Source organism: Microvirga splendida (assembly GCF_016427565.1).
Taxonomy (GTDB): domain Bacteria; phylum Pseudomonadota; class Alphaproteobacteria; order Rhizobiales; family Beijerinckiaceae; genus Microvirga; species Microvirga splendida.
Map to the genome: position 1 here is coordinate 31,096 of NZ_JAELXT010000022.1, position 17,646 is coordinate 48,741.

Below are 17,646 nucleotides of genomic sequence, written 5' to 3' on the forward strand. Positions count from 1 at the left end.
TCCCGCGGGACCGATGCAAGGATGCTAGGATGAGCAGATAGTTCGTCAGTGCGCCGTCGCCGGATTCCCTTCGCCCGGTACGGCGGAACCGGCGACTGCTGCCGTGATCGGGTCTGCCTTATGGCCCGATGGACGCACCACTTGTGTCGGCTCGAAGGCCTGCATGAACTGCGGTCGGTTGCGCAGATCCATCAGCGAACGCAATTCCGTCGCCGGCAGATCCATCGACTTCGCATCCCTCCAGCGCCTGCGGAACTTGCGCTTGTGTGAGAAGAGCCCCCATGTGCTCTCCACTTCTTCCTCAACCTGTAAAATGATCCGTCCGGAAAAAGATTTCCTGAGATTAAAACGCCCCGTCAGAGCCATTGTTATGTCCTTTGATCTGGATCTTTGACCCAGAAGAACTCATAGCAACACAGTATCGCCAAAGCCTTAAGACACAAGGTAAACGCCTTGAATCTGGGCAAAACGGCACGCTTTTTACCGCCATGCCAGCTGGATGCCATTTAGGGTGGTTTGTGCGACGGTGGTGGGTGTCAGCTTCCTGAACAGTCCCAACCGCTGACGACCGCACTAGCGGCGAGCGCACACGGCACCGTTGTACGACAGCAATATCGCGATTTCAGGAATAGCGAAGGACAATCAGAGACTTGGTGGAGCTGAGGGGAATCGAACCCCTGACCTCTGCAGTGCGATTGCAGCGCTCTCCCATCTGAGCTACAGCCCCGGTCGATTGAATCGAGCCAAGTGGCGCAAGTTTTAGGCCCGCGGGCTTTGGTCTGTCAATCGGCCGGAGGAGGGGGCTTCAAGGCTTCCGGACCGGGAAGTGGCTGTCTTGTGAAGCTGTTATGGGTTGTTCAGCCCCGCTTCAATCGCTACATGAACAATGCCGATCCCTGACAGGTTTCCCTATGCGCGCGCTCCTCAACGTCATTCTGCTGGCCCTCCAGCTCTACACCTACCTCATCATCGCCTCGGCGATCCTGAGCTGGCTCGTGGCCTTCAACGTGGTCAACACCCGCAACGATTTCGTCCGCTCGATCTGGAATTTCCTGGATGCGGTGACCCAGCCGGTGTTAAGGCCGATCCGGAACATCCTGCCCAATCTCGGCGGGGTCGACATCTCGCCCATCATCCTGATCCTGCTGATCATTTTCATCCAGAACCTGATCATCGACTACCTGATGCCGATCGCCTTCTAAGGCGGGGAGTGATGCCCTGGCGGGTCCGCCCGGAGGGCCTTGAGGTCTGGGTGCGCGTGACACCCCGGGGCGGGCGGGACGCCATCGACGGGGTCGAGACCCTGTCGGACGGCCGGCCGGTGCTGAAGGTCCGGGTCAGGGCGGTGCCGGAGGACGGGGCGGCGAACGAGGGCGTCCGGCGGCTCCTCGCCAAGGCGTTGAAGCTCCCGGCCTCGGCGGTGAGCCTGGAGGCCGGCGCCACCGCCCGGCTGAAGACCTTTGTGATTTCGGGCGAGGGCGAGGCGCTGGCCGAGGCCCTTGCCGCCGTGACAGGACGGGAGAGCCCATGAGCGCCACGATCATCGACGGAAAAGCCTATGCCGAGGGCCTGCGCGGCCGCATCGCCGGGGCCGTGAAGACCTTGAGCGAACAGGGTGTGGTGCCGGGGCTCGCGGTGGTGATCGTGGGCGAGGATCCCGCAAGCCAGCTCTATGTGAAGAACAAGGCGCGCCAGACCGTCGAGGTGGGCATGCGCTCCTTCGAGCACGTGCTGCCCGCTTCCACTCCCGAGGCGGAGCTGCTCGATCTCGTCGCCCGGCTCAATGCCGATCCGGCCGTGGATGGCATCCTGGTGCAGCTGCCGCTGCCGGGGCAGATCGACACCCAGAAGGTGATCGAGGCCATCGATCCGGCGAAGGACGTGGACGGCTTCCACCCGATCAATGCCGGGCGCCTCATGACCGGCGTGCCGGGCCTCGTCTCCTGCACGCCCCTGGGCTGCCTGCTGCTGGCGCAGTCGGTGCGCCGCGATCTCGCCGGGCTCAACGCCGTGGTGGTCGGGCGCTCCAACATCGTCGGCAAGCCCATGGCGCAACTGCTCATCGCCCAGAGCTGCACGGTCACCGTGGCGCATTCGAAGACCCGCGACCTGCCGGATGTGTGCCGCAGCGCGGATATTCTCGTCGCGGCGGTCGGACGGCCCGAGATGGTGCGCGGCGACTGGATCAAGCCCGGGGCCATTGTGATCGATGTCGGCATCAACCGGGTGCCGAACCCCGCCGCCGGCGAGGGCAAGACCCGGGTGGTGGGCGACGTGGCCTATGCGGAAGCGGCCGAAGTCGCTTCCGCCATCACGCCGGTTCCAGGCGGGGTCGGCCCCATGACCATTGCGTGCCTGCTGCGCAACACCCTGGAGGCGGCGTGCCTGAGGCGCAGTCTCACGATGCCGGCGGTGGATTTCGCCGCCTGATCAGTTCGCCGCGAAGCAATAGAACAGGCCGGCGCCTCCGGTGCTGCGCAGGGCGTCCTGGCTGCAGCCGCCGCGGGTTGCATGTGACGAGTTCCAGGACTTGGCCGGCGGCGACTCGTCGAGGCCCATCCGGTCGTGGTGTCCGGTCATGGCGGCGCCTTCCGTGCCGCTCTTCGTCCAGTTGCCGCAGGTCATGTCCTGGTTGCCGGCGAAGGCCGTGCCGTCGGGCTGCGATCCGGTGAGGATGTCGTGCTGGTTCGGCTGGTCGCCGCGGCCCTTCACCAGCTCGCCCTTCTCGGTCAGCGCCGTCTGCTTGGTGATGTTGTTGTTAGGCCCGTGCAGGTCCGCCACGTCCTTCGCGATCACCTCACCCTTGGCGTTCTGCCAGGGCCCGCGGCCGATCCGGTCCCGGGCGTTGACGGCGTTCGCGCCTTGCGTCGAGAGGTAGGCCCGCCACATCTTGCCGCGAATGCCGGCGGCCTCGGCGAGCGTCTGGCAGTGCCGGTCCGCACCCTCCAGACCGCCGAGATCGGCACCCTTGCCGGATCCGACGCTGGTCACGAAGAAGGTGGTGTCAGTCGAGGCCGTCTGCGCCTCGGCAATGCCAGGGGAGCCCAGGGTCATAAGGCCGATGAGCGCCGTGAGCGCCATGCCGTTCATTCCACGCATTGTTTCCTCCCGAGGAAGTGAAGCCCCCTATGGGAGTCTGACAGTCTCGGGGCGACAATCATCCCCTCTTCACGGGGATTTGAGGCAAAGCCCCTGGCAATTCGTTGCCGCTCATGTCGCGCCCTGCCGCAGATGCTCCACCAGCTGGCGCGCCGAAGCGGGCAGATCCTTCAAGGCGCGGATGCACAGGGTGAGGTCACGGGCGGCCCAAGGGTCTTCCAGGTCGACCGCCCCGATCGCCATGGTGCGGGCGGCGCGCCGGGCCGTGGTCTCGGGCACGATGCCAAGGCCCACGCCCGCCTCCACCATGCGGCAGACCGCATCGAAGCTGCGCAGCTGCACCCGTAGGCGAATGGGCTTGCCGGTGCGGCTGGCCTTGGCCGCCAGGAAGCGCTGGAGGGCGCTCGCCCGGTCGAGGCCGACGAAATCGTGCTCCAGCACCTCGGCGAAGGGGATGCCCTCGCGAGAGGCGAGGGGATGGTTTTCGGGCACCACCAGCACGAAGCGGTCGCTGCGGAACGGATAGGTCTCGAGCTGGCCGGTATCGACGGTGCCGGCCACGATGCCGATATCGCCCACGCCTTCGGCGATGAGCCCGACGATCTCGTCGCTGAGGCGCTCCTCCAGGTCGATAGAGACCTGGGGGTGCCCGGCCAGAAATGCGCCGAGCGCCTCGGGCAGGAACTCGGTCAGGGCATTGGTGTTGGAGAGGATCCGGATCTGGCCCGTGAGGCCGCCGGTATAGGAGCCGAGATCCTCCCGCAGGCGCTCGGCCTGGGCCAGCAGGGTCCGGGCGTGCTGGAGCAGGGTGCGGCCGGCAGGCGTCGGGGTCACGCCCGCGCGGGTGCGCAGGAGCAGGGCGGCGCCGAGCGACTTTTCCATGTTGCGGATGCGGGTGCTAGCGGCGGCGAGCGCCAGATGGGCCCGCTCCGCCCCGTGGGTGATGCTCCCGGCCTCCACCACATGGCGGAAGAGGCTTAAATCGGTCAGGTCGAATTGCATAGGTTCCCTTCGTCGTTCGCGAAGGCAGATAAGAATTATTAAAGATTGCACTCTATGGGCGCTTGAGCAATCTTCGCGGCTGACGAAGTATGTGCCTCTGTCACCCGATTGGGCGGAAGGCGCATTGCGGTGCCGCCGCGCATCTTATACGAACCGTTCCAAACGACACGCGACCGGCGGTCGCCGATCAGGAGTGAGCACCATGGCTGAGGCGAAAGTGGCCCCCAGGCCCCTGTCCCCGCATCTTCAGATCTACCGGTGGAGCTGGACGATGGCGATGTCCGTCGCCCACCGCATCACCGGCACCGCGCTCTATGGCGGCATCGCGCTGTTCGCCATCTGGCTGGTGGCCCTCGCCTCCGGCCCCAATGCCTTCGAGACCGTGCACTGGTTCTTCGGCTCGCCCCTCGGGCTGCTGATCCTGTTCGTCTACACCTGGATCCTCATGCACCACATGCTGGGCGGCGTGCGCCACCTTGTGTGGGACTTCGGCTACGGCATGGAGGCGGTCCAGCGCATCAACATGGCCCGCTTCACCCTCATCGGCTCGGTCGCGCTCACGCTGGCGATCTGGGTCGTGGCCTTCATCGCGTTCTAAGGAGACCGGACAATGGCCGACAACAGGGCTGACACCCGCGTTTCCATGCGCACCCCGCTCGCTCGCGTGAAGGGCCTCGGCGCCTCCGGGCACGGCGTCGAGCATTGGTGGATCCACCGCATGACGGCGGTGTCGAACATCCCGCTCATCATCGCCTTCGTGATCATCGTGGCGGCGCTTGCCGGCTCCTCCTATGGGGAGGCGATCGCCATCATCTCGCACCCGCTGGTCGCGATCATCCTGCTGCTCGCGGTTCTCTCGGTGGCGAACCATATGCGGCTCGGCATGCAGATCATCATCGAGGACTACGTGCACGACAAGGGCCTCAAGATCGCGGCCCTGATCGCCAACAACTTCTACGCCGTGATCATCGGAGTGGCCTGCCTCTACGCCATTCTCAAGGTCAGCCTCGGCCGCATCCTGCTTTAAGGAATTTTTCCATGGCTCAAGCAACGAACGGCGCAGCCATCAACGGCAAGGCCTATGACATCATCGACCACACCTTCGACGTGGTGGTCGTGGGCGCAGGCGGCGCGGGCCTTCGCGCCACCGTCGGCTGCTCCCAGGCCGGCCTTCGCACCGCCTGCATCACCAAGGTGTTCCCCACCCGCTCGCACACGGTGGCGGCGCAGGGCGGCATCTCGGCGTCCCTCGGCAACATGGGGCCGGACGACTGGCGCTGGCACATGTACGACACCGTGAAGGGCTCGGACTGGCTCGGCGACCAGGACGCCATCGAGTATCTCGTGCGCAACGCGCCCGCGGCCGTCTACGAACTGGAGCACTGGGGCGTGCCGTTCTCGCGCACGGCCGAGGGCAAGATCTACCAGCGTCCCTTCGGCGGCATGACCACCGAGTTCGGCAAGGGCACGGCGCAGCGCACCTGTGCCGCCGCCGACCGCACGGGCCATGCGATCCTGCACACGCTCTACGGGCAGGCGGTCCGCAACCAGACCAACTTCTTCATCGAGTATTTCGCCCTCGACCTGATGATGGATTCCGACGGCCGCTGCATCGGCGTTGTGGCCCTCAACCAGTCCACCGGCGAGATCCACCGCTTCCGCGCCCACATGACGATCCTGGCCACCGGCGGCTACGGACGCGCGTATTTCTCGGCCACCTCGGCCCATACCTGCACGGGTGACGGCAACGCCATGGTGCTGCGTGCCGGCCTGCCGCTGCAGGACATGGAGTTCGTGCAGTTCCACCCCACCGGCATCTACGGCTCGGGCTGCCTCATCACCGAGGGTGCGCGCGGCGAGGGCGGCTATCTCACGAACTCGGAAGGCGAGCGCTTCATGGAGCGCTATGCGCCCTCCGCCAAGGACCTCGCCTCCCGTGACGTGGTCTCGCGCGCGATGACCATGGAGATCCGCGCCGGCCGCGGCGTGGGCAAGAACAAGGACCACATCTACCTGCACCTCGACCACCTCGACCCGAAGATTCTGCACGAGCGCCTGCCCGGCATCTCGGAGAGCGCCAAGATCTTCGCGGGCGTCGACGTGACCAAGGAGCCGATCCCGGTCCTGCCGACCGTGCACTACAACATGGGCGGCATCCCGACGAACTATCACGGCGAGGTGCTGACGCTGAAAAACGGCAACCCGGACACGGTGGTGCCGGGCCTGATGGCTTTGGGCGAAGCGGCCTGCGTGTCTGTGCACGGCGCTAATCGGCTGGGCTCGAACTCGCTCATCGACCTCGTGGTGTTCGGCCGCGCGGCGGGCCTGCGCTGCGCCGACATCCTGGAGCCCAACGCGCGCCACGCGGACCTGCCGAAGAGCGCCGACGAGATGGCGCTCTCGCGCCTCGACAAGTTCCGCTATGCCAACGGCTCGACCTCGACCGCCGAGCTGCGCCTGCAGATGCAGAAGACCATGCAGAACAACTGCGCGGTGTTCCGCACCGGCGAGGTTCTGGAGGAGGGCCGTCAGCTCATCCACCAGGTCTGGTCTGCTGCCGCCGACGTGAAGGTCACGGACCGCTCGCTGATCTGGAACACCGACCTCCTCGAGACGCTGGAGTTCGACAACCTGATCGGACAGGCGGTCGTGACCATGGAGGGCGCGGCGAACCGCCAGGAATCCCGCGGCGCGCACGCCCGCGAGGACTTCTCCGAGCGCGACGACAAGAACTGGATGAAGCACACCCTCGCGTGGCTCGACGACACCTCCCACAAGGTGACCCTCGATTACCGCCCGGTGCACACCTACACCATGTCGAACGACATCCAGTACATCGAGCCGAAGGCTCGCGTGTACTAAGCCGCTCATGAAAAACTTTGCGTCAAAGTCTCTGATTTGGGCGGCCGTTATGCTTGGAACGGTCGCAAGCACGCCTTCGTGGGCAGAGGGGCAGCAGGAGAACCTGATCGGATGTTGGGGCGCAGCGTACGAGTACGATAGTCTCTATAACCGTGATGGCAGCGCTACAGGTAACGCGCGTCTTTGCTCGCGCGAACCAACTGCGAAGGCCTGCGGCGGCCAGAGCTATCTCGATGTCACATACTGCTTCGACAGAGAAGGCAACGCTTACGGTGGCGAGACGCACTGTGTGCTTACGAAGAAAGGTCCGATATGCCATGGCTCGGACGGGTTGAGTGGGTCATATCGCTTGCAAAGTAACCGGATCAACTTCTTCCATCCGGGCGAGAATGGTGAGGGTCAAAAGCTTGCTTGGTCCTGCTCCTTATCATTCTCCGAAAATGCAGGTGTACTTGAGTTCGGTGACTGTGAGCAGGCAATGAAGACCTTCTTCCGAGACTGCCAGTTCAGCCGTGACTCCGAAGAATACAAGACCGAGAAGTGCGGGATTGCCTCGAAATGAGACAAGTCTGTTTTGATGTCGCCCGCTTAGCAACATTGCATGCCAAGATTGCGCCCACTCATCCACTGGTGGGCTGAAGGAAAAGAAGTATGGCTCAGTTCACGCTTCCCAAGAACTCCCAGTACACCGAAGGCAAGACCTGGCCGAAGCCGGCCGAGGGGGCGAACCTTCAGGCGTTCCGCATCTACCGCTGGAACCCGGACGACGGCGCCAATCCGCGCATCGACACTTACTACGTCGACCGCGACGATTGCGGCCCGATGGTTCTCGACGCGCTGTTGTGGATCAAGAACAACGTCGATTCCACGCTGGTCTTCCGCCGCTCCTGCCGCGAGGGCATCTGCGGTTCCTGCGCCATGAACATCATGGGCAAGAACACGCTGGCCTGCACGCTGGGCATCGAGGATTGCGAGTCCGACACCATCAAGATCTATCCGCTGCCGCACATGCCGGTGCTGAAGGATCTGGTGCCGGACCTGACGAGCTTCTTCGCCCAGCACGCGGCCATCGAGCCCTGGCTGCAGACGCAGACGGCGGAGCCCGAGACCGAATGGCGCCAGACCCCGGAGGAGCGCTCGAAGCTCGACGGCCTCTACGAGTGCATCCTGTGCGCCTGCTGCACCACCTCGTGCCCGAGCTACTGGTGGAACGGCGACCGTTTCTTAGGCCCCGCAGCCCTGCTCCAGGCCTATCGCTGGCTCATCGACTCCCGCGACGAGGCCACGGGCGAGCGCCTCGACAACCTGCACGATCCGTTCCGGCTCTATCGCTGCCACACGATCATGAACTGCGCGAACACCTGCCCCAAGGGCCTGAACCCGGCGAAGGCCATTGCCGAGGTGAAGAAGATGATGATCGCGCGGGCCGTGTGAGGCGTCCCTGGTGACGCCTCCTCGCAACACTTTTATCAAAAGGCGCCTCTGGCGCCTTTTTTTATGGTTTGCGATCCCATATGTCGAAGCCGGAACAATGTTGGCCTAGGTTCATATTCCTCATATTAGCCTAAGCCGAGGATCAAGCCGTCCTTAAGTAAGACGGCTCCGCACGAGAGGACCACGATGAAAGCTTCCCTCTGTCTCGCGACGGCCGTGATGTGCTCCGCCCTGGCTCTCGGAGCATGCTCCTCGACCCGTCTGGGCGGCCCGCCGGTCCGCAGCGCGAACGCCGCTCCCTTGATCAATGCGGCGCCGGTCGAGGCAGTCCCGTCCGGCCCCGTCGAGGCGGCTCCCCTGCCGCCGATCGAGGGCGCGCCGCTTGCGGCCGACCCCATGGCTCCGCCGGCCAACCCCGACATCGCCGGCCTGCCCCCCGCGCCGCCGCCCCCGACCGTGATGGCGCCTGCGCCCGCCGCTGCCCCGGCGCCGACGAGCCGCACCGTGATGGTCGGCAACTGGAGCGCCCAGACCTCGGGCGGCAGCTGCCGCATCCAGCTCTCGAGCTCGCCGTCGCTCGACCTCTACCGCGCCTCGGCCTCGGGCTGCTCGAACCAGGATCTGTCCAAGGTCAATGCCTGGGATTACCGCGACGGCGAGGTCTATCTCTACCAGACCGGCGGCGCCGTTGCGGCGCGGCTTCGCGGCTCGTCCGCATCGCTGAGCGGCGTGCTGGCGAAGTCGGGTGCCCCGCTGTCGCTCTCGCGGTGACGAACAGGTAGCAAGGGGCCTCTGACCTTCAATGAGCGAACCTCCACCGTCATGGCCGGGCTTGTTCCGGCCATCCACGTTTTAAGCGGCTTGAAGACGTGGATCCCCGGAACAAGCCCGGCCATGACGGAATAAGCTCTCTTTCAAAGCGATTGGCCTCAAGACGTTTGCGCTCAACGCTTCGCAGGGGTATCGATCATCCCGTGAACGATCCCTCCTTCTCCTCGCCCCATTCCATTACGGCCCGCTACAACGCCCTGGTCGCGTCGGGCGCCATCGAGCGCGATCCGGCGCAAGTTGCGCTGCTCAAGCGGCTGGAGGCGCTGGCCGAGGCGCTCGGCTCCTATCGCCTCGCCCGCAAGCCGAGCGCGCTCGGCTGGCTTTTCGGCAAGAAGAGCCCCGCGCCGCCGAAGGGGCTCTATGTCTGGGGCTCGGTCGGGCGCGGCAAGACCATGCTGATGGACCTCTTCTTCGAGGCGCTGCCGGTGCGGCGCAAGCGGCGGGTCCATTTCCACGCCTTTCTGTCGGACGTGCACGAGCGCATCCACGCCTACCGGCAGAAGCTGAAAAGTGGTGAGGTCACGGGCGACGATCCCATCGCGCCCGTGGCCGAGGCCCTGGCGAGCGAGGCCTGGGTGCTCTGCTTCGACGAGTTCACCGTCACGGACATCGCCGATGCCATGATCCTCGGGCGCCTGTTCACGGCGCTGTTTTCCCATGGGGTCGTGGTGGTGGCGACCTCCAACGTGGAGCCGGAGAGGCTCTACGAGGGCGGCCTCAACCGTTCGCTCTTCCTGCCCTTCATCGCGCTCCTGCAGGAGCGGATGGCGGTGGTGAAGCTCGAATCCCGCACGGATTTCCGGCTGGAAAAACTCGCCGGCAGCCCGGTCTTCTACACGCCGGCCGACGAGCAATCCCACGCGGCCCTGACCCGCGCCTTCAAGAGCCTCACGGGGCGCGAGCAGGGCAAGCCCGTGACCCTGACGGTGAAGGGCCATCCGGTCGAGGTGCCGCAGGCGGCCGGCGGCGTGGCGCGCTTCTCGTTTCCGGATCTGTGCGCCAAGCCCCTGGGCGCCGCCGACTATCTGGCGGTCGCCGAAGAGTTCCACACGGTCATCCTGGAGAACATCCCGAAGATGACCCTCGATCAGCGCAACGAGGCCAAGCGCTTCATCATGCTCATCGACGCCTTTTACGATGCCCGGGTGAAGCTTCTGGCATCGGCCGAGGCCGAGGTGCCGGAGCTTTATCACGCCGAGTCGGGCCGCGAGGCCTTCGAGTTCGACCGCACAATCTCGCGGCTCATCGAGATGCGCTCCGAGGAGTACCTGTCCCTGCCGCACGGCCGCTCGGACTCGGAAGCCTCCGGCAGCACGACGGGGCTCGCCGAGACATGAAGCGGCCGGCTGGCAGCCTGGGGAAGGGGGCGGATTCCGCGCCCGCGGATTCCCGGCTGCTCGCCATTGCGGCCGATCAGCTGAAGGAGTTCGGCCCCAGGCACATCACCGTGGTGGGCATCGCGGACGCGGCCGGCATGACCCATGCCAATGTCTACCGCTACTTCACCAACAAGGCGGCTCTCATCGATGCGGTGGCCGGCCAGTGGCTGCGGCGGATGGAGGCGACGATTGCCGACATCGCGGATTCCCCCGATCCGGCCGACGACAAGCTCGAGCGCCTGATCCAGGCCTGGGCGCAGATCCACCGGGAGCTTCTGACGGAGGACCGGCACCTCTTCGACGTCTATTGCACGGCCACCGAGACCTTCCGCCCCCTCGTGCGCAAGCACCGGGCCCGCATGCGCCAGCTCATCGAGCGGGTGCTGGACGAGGGCATCGTGACGGGCAAGTTCGAGCCCCGGGATCGGGAGAAGGCCCATGCCTTCATCAGCGATGCGGTCTATCGCTTCATCAACCCGCTCACCGTGCGCCTCGACGCCGATGTGCCGCAGGACATCCTCGACCAGCGCCTCGCCGTCATGATCCGGGTGGTGCTGAGGGCCCTGGCGAACGGCAGCGTCTAGCGTCAGTTACAAAATCGGAAAATTGTAACAGGAAAATTCCGGGCGCTGCAGGCCAGCAAGTTACTGTAACTACGAAGTATTTCCCGATTGTTAAGCTTGAGAACACTTTTCCGGCGTCTCAAAGCCTGGCCTGTTAACCTTTTGATCGCTTGATGGCTGCCCATTTCTGGTGTCATACAGCGCCACCTCAAAAGGCACTTGCCAACAATCCAAGGACAAACCATGGCCCGGAAAAAGATCGCGCTCATCGGTGCAGGCCAGATCGGCGGAACGCTCGCCCATCTCGTCGGCTTGAAGGAACTCGGCGACGTCGTGCTCTTCGACATCGCGGAAGGCATCCCCCAGGGCAAAGGTCTCGACATCGCGGAATCCGCGCCGGTCGACGGGTTCGACGCCAAGTACAAGGGCGCGAACGACTATTCCGCCATCAAAGGCGCCGACGTGATCATCGTGACCGCCGGCGTGCCGCGCAAGCCCGGCATGAGCCGCGACGACCTCATCGGCATCAACCTGAAGGTCATGGAAGCGGTCGGCGGCGGCATCAAGCAATATGCCCCGAACGCCTTCGTCATCTGCATCACCAACCCGCTCGACGCCATGGTGTGGGCACTCCAGAAGTTCTCCGGCCTGAAGCCTGAGAAGATCGTCGGCATGGCCGGCGTGCTGGACTCGGCCCGCTTCCGCCACTTCCTGGCCGAGGAGTTCAACGTGTCGGTCGAGGACGTGACCGCCTTCGTGCTCGGCGGCCACGGCGACGACATGGTGCCGCTGGTGCGCTACTCCACGGTCGCCGGCATCCCGCTGCCCGACCTGGTGAAGATGGGCTGGACGTCGCAGGAGAAGCTCGACGCCATGGTCGAGCGCACCCGTAAAGGGGGCGGCGAGATCGTCAACCTGCTCAAGACCGGCTCCGCCTTCTACGCGCCGGCGGCGTCTGCCATCGCCATGGCCGAGAGCTACCTCAAGGACAAGAAGCGCGTCCTGCCCTGCGCGGCTTACCTCAACGGTCAGTACGGCGTGAAGGACATGTTCGTGGGCGTTCCGATCGTGATCGGCGAGAACGGCGTCGAGCGCATCGTCGAGGTCGAGTTCTCCGGCGAGGAGAAGGCCATGTTCGAGAAGTCGGTGGCGTCCGTGCAGGGTCTCGTCGACGCCTGCAAGCAGATCAATTCGGCCCTCGCTTAAATCCTGCACGTGATGGCCTCCCCGGACTTGTTCCGGGGATCAGCCGGCCATCCACGTCTTCAACCGCTGCCGCGGAGAGAAACGAATGAACATCCACGAATACCAAGGCAAAGCTGTCCTGAAGGAGTTCGGCCTGCCCGTCTCCCGCGGCGTCGCCATCTTCTCCGCCGCCGAGGCGGAAGCTGCCGCTAAGGAACTCGGCGGCCCGCTCTGGGTCGTGAAGTCCCAGATCCATGCCGGCGGTCGCGGCAAGGGCAAGTTCAAGGAAGCCGACGCCGGCGAGAAGGGCGGCGTGCGCCTTGCCAAGTCCGTCGACGAGGTGAAGCAGTTCGCCCAGCAGATGCTAGGCCGAACGCTGGTCACGATCCAGACGGGTGAGGCCGGCAAGCAGGTCAACCGCCTGTATATCGAGGACGGCTCGGACATCGAGAAGGAGTTCTACCTCTCCATGCTCGTCGATCGCGAGACCGGCCGCGTGGCCTTCGTGGTCTCCACGGAAGGCGGCATGGACATCGAGCAGGTCGCCCACGACACCCCCGAGAAGATCCTGACCTTCTCGGTCGATCCCGCGACCGGCGTGATGCCGCATCACGGCCGCACCGTCGCCAAGGCGCTCGGCCTGACCGGCCCACTCGCCAAGGAAGCCGAGGACGTTGTCACGAAGCTCTACCGGGCCTTCATCGCGAAGGACATGGAGATGCTGGAGATCAACCCGCTCATCGTCACCAAGGACGGGCATCTCAAGTGCCTGGACGCCAAGATCTCCTTCGACTCGAACTCCCTCTACCGTCACCCCGAGGTGATGGAGCTGCGCGACCTGACGGAGGAGGACGAGAAGGAAATCGAGGCCTCCAAGTTCGACCTCGCCTACATCGCCCTCGACGGCACCATCGGCTGCATGGTCAACGGCGCGGGCCTCGCCATGGCGACGCTGGACATCATCAAGCTCTACGGCGAGGAGCCGGCGAACTTCCTCGATGTCGGCGGCGGCGCCTCCGAGGAGAAGGTGACGGCGGCGTTCAAGATCATCACGGCCGACCCGAACGTGAAGGGCATCCTGGTCAACATCTTCGGCGGCATCATGAAGTGCGACGTCATCGCCCGCGGCGTGATCGCGGCGGTGAAGACGGTCGGCCTGCAGGTTCCGCTGGTAGTGCGCCTCGAGGGCACGAACGTGGAAGAGGGCAAGCAGATCATCCGCGAGTCCGGCCTCAACGTGATCCCGGCGGACGACCTCGACGACGCCGCTCAGAAGATCGTGAACGCCGTGCGCGGCGGAAAGTAAGGTTTCGACCCGATGTCCATCCTCATCACCAAAGACACCAAGGTCATCTGCCAGGGCTTCACCGGCAAGAACGGGACCTTCCACTCCGAGCAGGCCATCGCCTACGGCACCAAGATGGTCGGCGGCACCTCGCCCGGCAAAGGCGGCTCCACCCATCTCGGCCTGCCCGTGTTCGACACGGTCATGGAAGCGCGCGAGGCCACCGGCGCCGATGCCTCGGTGGTGTACGTTCCGCCGCCGGGCGCGGCCGATGCCATCTGCGAGGCCATCCAGGCCGAGATCCCGCTCATCGTCTGCATCACGGAAGGCATCCCGGTGCTCGACATGGTGCGCGTGAAGCGCGCGCTCGAAGGCTCCAAGTCGCGCCTCATCGGCCCGAACTGCCCCGGAATCGTCACCGCAGGCGAGTCGAAGATCGGCATCATGCCGGCCAACATCTTCAAGCCCGGCTCCGTCGGCATCGTGTCGCGCTCCGGCACGCTCACCTACGAGGCCGTGTTCCAGACCACCAACGAGGGCCTCGGCCAGACCACCGCGGTGGGCATCGGCGGCGACCCGGTGAAGGGCACCGAGTTCATCGAGATGCTCGACATGTTCCTGTCCGACCCGAAGACCGAGTCGATCGTCATGATCGGCGAGATCGGCGGCTCGGCCGAGGAAGAGGCGGCTGCGTTCATCGCCCGCGAGGCCAAGAAGGGCCGGAAGAAGCCGATGGTCGGCTTCATCGCCGGCCGCACGGCGCCTCCCGGACGCCGCATGGGCCATGCCGGCGCCATCATCTCCGGCGGCAAGGGCGGTGCCGAGGACAAGATCGCCGCCATGGAGGCCGCGGGCATCCGCGTGTCGCCGTCGCCGGCCCGCCTCGGCAAGACCCTCGTCGAGGTTCTCAAGGGCAAGTAACCGAGAAATAGGCCGCCCCAGACCGGGGCGGCCCATCGTCATTTTGGATTGAGTATTGCCATGGCACGCCAAGACGCCAACGAAAAGCTTCTCAACACCGCCTTCCTCTACGGGGCGAATGCGTCCTATATCGAGGACCTTCACGCCCGCTACGAGCAGGATCCGTCCTCGGTCGATGCCGAGTGGCAGGCGTTCTTCGGCGCGCTGAAGGACGACAAGCAGGCTGTCGAGAAGGCGGCCAGCGGCCCATCCTGGGAGAAGGCGAACTGGCCGATCCACGCCAATGGCGAACTCGTCTCTGCGCTCGACGGCAACTGGGCCCAGGTCGAGAAAGCGGTCGGCGACAAGATCAAGGCGAAGGCGCAGTCGAAGGGCGCCGAGATCAGCCAGGCCGACGTGCAGCAGGCGACCCGCGACTCCGTGCGCGCCATCATGCTGATCCGCGCCTACCGCGTGCGCGGCCACCTGCATGCCAAGCTCGACCCGCTCAACATCAATCCGCCTCCGAACGATCAGGAACTGCACCCGTCCCATTACGGCTTCACGGAAGCCGACTGGGACCGCAAGATCTTCCTCGACAACGTGCTCGGCCTCGAATTCGGCACGATCCGCGAGATCGTCGCGATCCTGGAGCGCACCTACTGCCAGACGCTCGGCGTCGAGTTCATGCACATCTCCGATCCGGTCGAGAAGGCCTGGATCCAGGAGCGCATTGAGGGTCCCGACAAGGAGATCACCTTCACCAAGGAAGGCAAGCGCGCCATCCTCAACAAGCTCGTCGAGGCGGAAGGCTTCGAGAAGTTCCTGGATGTCCGCTACACCGGCACCAAGCGGTTCGGTCTCGATGGCGGCGAGTCGCTGATTCCGGCGCTTGAGCAGATCATCAAGCGCGGCGGCAATCTCGGCGTGAAGGAGATCGTGTTCGGCATGGCCCATCGCGGCCGCCTCAACGTGCTGACGCAGGTGATGGGCAAGCCGCACCGGGCGCTGTTCCACGAGTTCAAGGGCGGCTCCTTCGCGCCCGACGATGTGGAAGGCTCGGGCGACGTGAAGTACCATCTCGGTGCCTCGTCGGACCGCACCTTCGACGGCAACAACGTCCACCTGTCGCTCACCGCCAACCCGTCGCACCTGGAGATCGTCAATCCGGTGGTGCTCGGCAAGGTGCGCGCCAAGCAGGACCAGCACGGCTGCACGCCCGACAACCGCACCGCCGTCATGCCGCTGCTGATCCACGGCGACGCGGCCTTCGCCGGCCAGGGTGTGGTGGCGGAGTGCTTCGGGCTCTCGGGCCTGCGCGGTCACCGCACCGGCGGCTGGATCTCCTTCATCATCAACAACCAGATCGGCTTCACCACCGATCCGCGTTTCTCGCGCTCCTCGCCCTATCCGTCCGACGTGGCGAAGATGGTCGAGGCGCCGATCTTCCACGTCAACGGCGACGATCCGGAAGCCGTGGTGTTCGCAGCCAAAGTCGCGGCCGAATACCGGCAGAAGTTCCAGAAGCCTGTCGTCATCGACATGTTCTGCTACCGCCGCTTCGGCCACAACGAGGGCGACGAGCCGGCCTTCACCCAGCCGCTCATGTACCGCAAGATCCGGTCGCATCCGGCCATCGTGGAACTCTACTCCAAGAAGCTCCTCGCCGAGGGCGTCGTCACCGAGGCGGAGCTCGAGGAGATGAAGTCGACCTGGCGCTCGAAGCTCGACGCCGAGTTCGACATCGCGTCGAACTACAAGCCCAACAAGGCCGACTGGCTCGACGGACGCTGGTCGGGCCTCAAGGCCGTGCGCGAGGATCAGGACGATCCGCGCCGCGGGCAGACCGGTGTGTCGGCGGAGACCCTGCAGCAGATCGGCAAGGCTCTTACGACGATCCCCGAGGGCTTCCATCTCCACCGCACGATCCAGCGCTTCCTCGACAACCGCAAGAAGATGCTGGAGACCGGCGAGGGCTTCGACTGGGCTATGGCCGAGGCGATGGCCTTCGGCTCGCTCCTGCTGGAGGGCCACCGCGTGCGCCTCTCCGGCCAGGACGTGGAGCGCGGCACCTTCTCGCAGCGCCATTCGGTTCTCACCGATCAGGAGAACGAGGAGCGCTACACCAACCTCAACCACATCAGCGAGGATCAGGCCCGCTACGAGGTCATCAACTCGATGCTCTCGGAAGAGGCGGTGCTCGGCTTCGAGTACGGCTACACGCTCTCCGAGCCGAACGCCCTGACCCTGTGGGAGGCCCAGTTCGGCGACTTCGCCAACGGCGCGCAGGTGGTCTTCGACCAGTTCGTGTCGTCGGGCGAGCGCAAGTGGCTGCGCATGTCGGGCCTCGTCTGCCTGCTGCCGCACGGCTACGAGGGCCAGGGTCCCGAGCACTCCTCCGCCCGCCTGGAGCGCTTCCTCCAGATGTGCGCCGAGGACAACATGCAGGTGGGCTACTGCTCCACGCCGGCGAACTACTTCCACATCCTGCGCCGGCAGCTCAAGCGCGACTTCCGCAAGCCTCTGGTGCTGATGACGCCGAAGTCCCTGCTGCGCCACAAGCGCTGCACGTCCGCTCTCTCGGACATCTCGGAGGGGACCTACTTCCACCGGGTGCTGCAGGACGACGCCCAGACCGGTCGCGACGTCACCAAGCTGGTAAAGGACGACAAGATCCGCCGCGTGGTGATCTGCACGGGCAAGGTCTATTACGACCTGCTCGAGGAGCGCGAGAAGCGGGGCATCGACGACGTCTACCTGCTGCGCGTCGAGCAGCTCTATCCGTTCCCGGCGAAGTCGCTGGCGGCCGAGATCGCCCGCTTCAAGAAGGCCGACGTGGTGTGGTGCCAGGAAGAGCCCAAGAACATGGGCTCCTGGATGTTCGTCGAGCCCTACCTCGAATGGGTGCTCAAGACGGCCGGCTCCAAGGTGGATCGTCCGCGCTATGTGGGCCGCCCCGCTTCTGCTGCCACCGCCACCGGCCTCATGTCCAAGCATCAGGCCCAGCTGCAGGCCTTCCTCGACGAGGCTTTCGCGGCTTAAAAACCTGCGAAATCTCTCATCCGATTCCGAGGGGCCGGGAAACCGGTTCCGCAAAGACCAAAAG

General features: G+C 65.0%; 18 protein-coding genes and 1 tRNA gene. 15 read left to right on the forward strand and 4 right to left on the reverse strand.

Annotation, left to right across the window (positions count from 1 at the left end; genetic code table 11):
- Positions 1–45: 45 nt before the first annotated feature.
- On the reverse strand, positions 46–366 hold the full coding sequence (locus JAO75_RS17725; RefSeq protein ID WP_199050471.1) for a hypothetical protein: 321 nt from the start codon (positions 364–366) through the stop codon (positions 46–48).
- Between the two features lie 285 nt (positions 367–651).
- A tRNA-Ala gene (locus tag JAO75_RS17730) sits at positions 652–727 on the reverse strand.
- A gap of 184 nt (positions 728–911) precedes the next feature.
- On the opposite strand from JAO75_RS17730, the gene JAO75_RS17735 reads away from it, so the two are divergent.
- Genes JAO75_RS17735 through folD form a run of 3 tightly spaced genes read left to right on the forward strand, consistent with a single transcriptional unit; the run spans position 912 to position 2,430 of the window.
- Positions 912–1,202 carry a YggT family protein gene (locus JAO75_RS17735; protein ID WP_036358112.1) on the forward strand — a complete coding sequence of 97 codons (291 nt, stop codon included), beginning with the start codon at positions 912–914 and terminating at the stop codon, positions 1,200–1,202.
- A gap of 11 nt (positions 1,203–1,213) precedes the next feature.
- The gene (locus tag JAO75_RS17740; protein ID WP_199050472.1) at positions 1,214–1,531 is read left to right on the forward strand and encodes a DUF167 family protein; all 318 of its coding nucleotides are present in this window, start codon (positions 1,214–1,216) and stop codon (positions 1,529–1,531) included.
- The gene (gene folD / locus JAO75_RS17745; protein WP_199050473.1) at positions 1,528–2,430 is read left to right on the forward strand and encodes a bifunctional methylenetetrahydrofolate dehydrogenase/methenyltetrahydrofolate cyclohydrolase FolD; all 903 of its coding nucleotides are present in this window, start codon (positions 1,528–1,530) and stop codon (positions 2,428–2,430) included. Before JAO75_RS17740 ends, folD begins: the two co-directional genes overlap by 4 nt.
- Here folD and JAO75_RS17750 read toward each other — a convergent pair whose 3' ends face one another.
- Positions 2,431–3,099 carry a hypothetical protein gene (locus JAO75_RS17750; RefSeq protein ID WP_199050474.1) on the reverse strand — a complete coding sequence of 223 codons (669 nt, stop codon included), beginning with the start codon at positions 3,097–3,099 and terminating at the stop codon, positions 2,431–2,433. It lies immediately after the preceding gene.
- Positions 3,100–3,210: 111 nt separating this feature from the next.
- Positions 3,211–4,101, reverse strand: a complete 891-nt coding sequence (locus JAO75_RS17755) for a LysR family transcriptional regulator (RefSeq protein ID WP_199050475.1) — start codon at positions 4,099–4,101, stop codon at positions 3,211–3,213.
- A gap of 202 nt (positions 4,102–4,303) precedes the next feature.
- Here JAO75_RS17755 and sdhC point away from each other — a divergent pair, with 202 nt between their 5' ends.
- The 12 genes from sdhC to JAO75_RS17815 all read left to right on the forward strand — a co-directional run bounded on the left by sdhC (position 4,304) and on the right by JAO75_RS17815 (position 17,582).
- Entirely contained in the window at positions 4,304–4,699 is a 396-nt protein-coding gene (sdhC, locus tag JAO75_RS17760; RefSeq protein ID WP_199050476.1) for a succinate dehydrogenase, cytochrome b556 subunit, read from the forward strand.
- 12 nt (positions 4,700–4,711) lie between these two features.
- Positions 4,712–5,128 carry a succinate dehydrogenase, hydrophobic membrane anchor protein gene (gene sdhD / locus JAO75_RS17765; protein ID WP_199050477.1) on the forward strand — a complete coding sequence of 139 codons (417 nt, stop codon included), beginning with the start codon at positions 4,712–4,714 and terminating at the stop codon, positions 5,126–5,128.
- An 11-nt stretch (positions 5,129–5,139) separates the two neighbouring features.
- On the forward strand, positions 5,140–6,963 hold the full coding sequence (sdhA, locus tag JAO75_RS17770; protein WP_199050478.1) for a succinate dehydrogenase flavoprotein subunit: 1,824 nt from the start codon (positions 5,140–5,142) through the stop codon (positions 6,961–6,963).
- Positions 6,964–6,970: 7 nt separating this feature from the next.
- Entirely contained in the window at positions 6,971–7,525 is a 555-nt protein-coding gene (locus JAO75_RS17775; RefSeq protein ID WP_199050479.1) for a hypothetical protein, read from the forward strand.
- A gap of 89 nt (positions 7,526–7,614) precedes the next feature.
- Positions 7,615–8,397 (forward strand): succinate dehydrogenase iron-sulfur subunit, encoded by a 783-nt coding sequence (locus tag JAO75_RS17780; RefSeq protein WP_199050480.1) that lies wholly within the window; start codon positions 7,615–7,617, stop codon positions 8,395–8,397.
- A gap of 186 nt (positions 8,398–8,583) precedes the next feature.
- On the forward strand, positions 8,584–9,168 hold the full coding sequence (locus tag JAO75_RS17785) for an AprI/Inh family metalloprotease inhibitor (RefSeq protein WP_199050481.1): 585 nt from the start codon (positions 8,584–8,586) through the stop codon (positions 9,166–9,168).
- A gap of 203 nt (positions 9,169–9,371) precedes the next feature.
- The gene (gene zapE / locus JAO75_RS17790; RefSeq protein WP_343234648.1) at positions 9,372–10,565 is read left to right on the forward strand and encodes a cell division protein ZapE; all 1,194 of its coding nucleotides are present in this window, start codon (positions 9,372–9,374) and stop codon (positions 10,563–10,565) included.
- Positions 10,562–11,191, forward strand: coding sequence for a TetR/AcrR family transcriptional regulator (locus tag JAO75_RS17795; RefSeq protein WP_199050482.1), 630 nt, complete (start codon positions 10,562–10,564; stop codon positions 11,189–11,191). Before zapE ends, JAO75_RS17795 begins: the two co-directional genes overlap by 4 nt.
- Before the next feature lie 222 nt (positions 11,192–11,413).
- Positions 11,414–12,376, forward strand: a complete 963-nt coding sequence (gene mdh, locus JAO75_RS17800) for a malate dehydrogenase (RefSeq protein WP_199050483.1) — start codon at positions 11,414–11,416, stop codon at positions 12,374–12,376.
- A 49-nt stretch (positions 12,377–12,425) separates the two neighbouring features.
- The gene (gene sucC, locus JAO75_RS17805; RefSeq protein WP_343234649.1) at positions 12,426–13,661 is read left to right on the forward strand and encodes an ADP-forming succinate--CoA ligase subunit beta; all 1,236 of its coding nucleotides are present in this window, start codon (positions 12,426–12,428) and stop codon (positions 13,659–13,661) included.
- 12 nt (positions 13,662–13,673) lie between these two features.
- A complete protein-coding gene (gene sucD / locus JAO75_RS17810) occupies positions 13,674–14,561 on the forward strand; it encodes a succinate--CoA ligase subunit alpha (protein WP_199050485.1) in 888 nt (295 codons plus the stop codon).
- 60 nt (positions 14,562–14,621) lie between these two features.
- The gene (locus JAO75_RS17815) at positions 14,622–17,582 is read left to right on the forward strand and encodes a 2-oxoglutarate dehydrogenase E1 component (protein ID WP_199050486.1); all 2,961 of its coding nucleotides are present in this window, start codon (positions 14,622–14,624) and stop codon (positions 17,580–17,582) included.
- The last annotated feature ends 64 nt before the right edge of the window (positions 17,583–17,646 follow it).

What these genes read in the sequence shown, in the direction of transcription:
- JAO75_RS17725 (WP_199050471.1), bottom strand. Translation starts at nt 366, where the DNA reads ATGGCTCTGACGGGGCGTTTTAATCTCAGGAAATCTTTTTCCGGACGG.
- JAO75_RS17735 (WP_036358112.1), top strand. Translation starts at nt 912, where the DNA reads ATGCGCGCGCTCCTCAACGTCATTCTGCTGGCCCTCCAGCTCTACACC.
- JAO75_RS17740 (WP_199050472.1), top strand. Translation starts at nt 1,214, where the DNA reads ATGCCCTGGCGGGTCCGCCCGGAGGGCCTTGAGGTCTGGGTGCGCGTG.
- folD (WP_199050473.1), top strand. Translation starts at nt 1,528, where the DNA reads ATGAGCGCCACGATCATCGACGGAAAAGCCTATGCCGAGGGCCTGCGC.
- JAO75_RS17750 (WP_199050474.1), bottom strand. Translation starts at nt 3,099, where the DNA reads ATGCGTGGAATGAACGGCATGGCGCTCACGGCGCTCATCGGCCTTATG.
- JAO75_RS17755 (WP_199050475.1), bottom strand. Translation starts at nt 4,101, where the DNA reads ATGCAATTCGACCTGACCGATTTAAGCCTCTTCCGCCATGTGGTGGAG.
- sdhC (WP_199050476.1), top strand. Translation starts at nt 4,304, where the DNA reads ATGGCTGAGGCGAAAGTGGCCCCCAGGCCCCTGTCCCCGCATCTTCAG.
- sdhD (WP_199050477.1), top strand. Translation starts at nt 4,712, where the DNA reads ATGGCCGACAACAGGGCTGACACCCGCGTTTCCATGCGCACCCCGCTC.
- sdhA (WP_199050478.1), top strand. Translation starts at nt 5,140, where the DNA reads ATGGCTCAAGCAACGAACGGCGCAGCCATCAACGGCAAGGCCTATGAC.
- JAO75_RS17775 (WP_199050479.1), top strand. Translation starts at nt 6,971, where the DNA reads ATGAAAAACTTTGCGTCAAAGTCTCTGATTTGGGCGGCCGTTATGCTT.
- JAO75_RS17780 (WP_199050480.1), top strand. Translation starts at nt 7,615, where the DNA reads ATGGCTCAGTTCACGCTTCCCAAGAACTCCCAGTACACCGAAGGCAAG.
- JAO75_RS17785 (WP_199050481.1), top strand. Translation starts at nt 8,584, where the DNA reads ATGAAAGCTTCCCTCTGTCTCGCGACGGCCGTGATGTGCTCCGCCCTG.
- JAO75_RS17795 (WP_199050482.1), top strand. Translation starts at nt 10,562, where the DNA reads ATGAAGCGGCCGGCTGGCAGCCTGGGGAAGGGGGCGGATTCCGCGCCC.
- mdh (WP_199050483.1), top strand. Translation starts at nt 11,414, where the DNA reads ATGGCCCGGAAAAAGATCGCGCTCATCGGTGCAGGCCAGATCGGCGGA.
- sucD (WP_199050485.1), top strand. Translation starts at nt 13,674, where the DNA reads ATGTCCATCCTCATCACCAAAGACACCAAGGTCATCTGCCAGGGCTTC.
- JAO75_RS17815 (WP_199050486.1), top strand. Translation starts at nt 14,622, where the DNA reads ATGGCACGCCAAGACGCCAACGAAAAGCTTCTCAACACCGCCTTCCTC.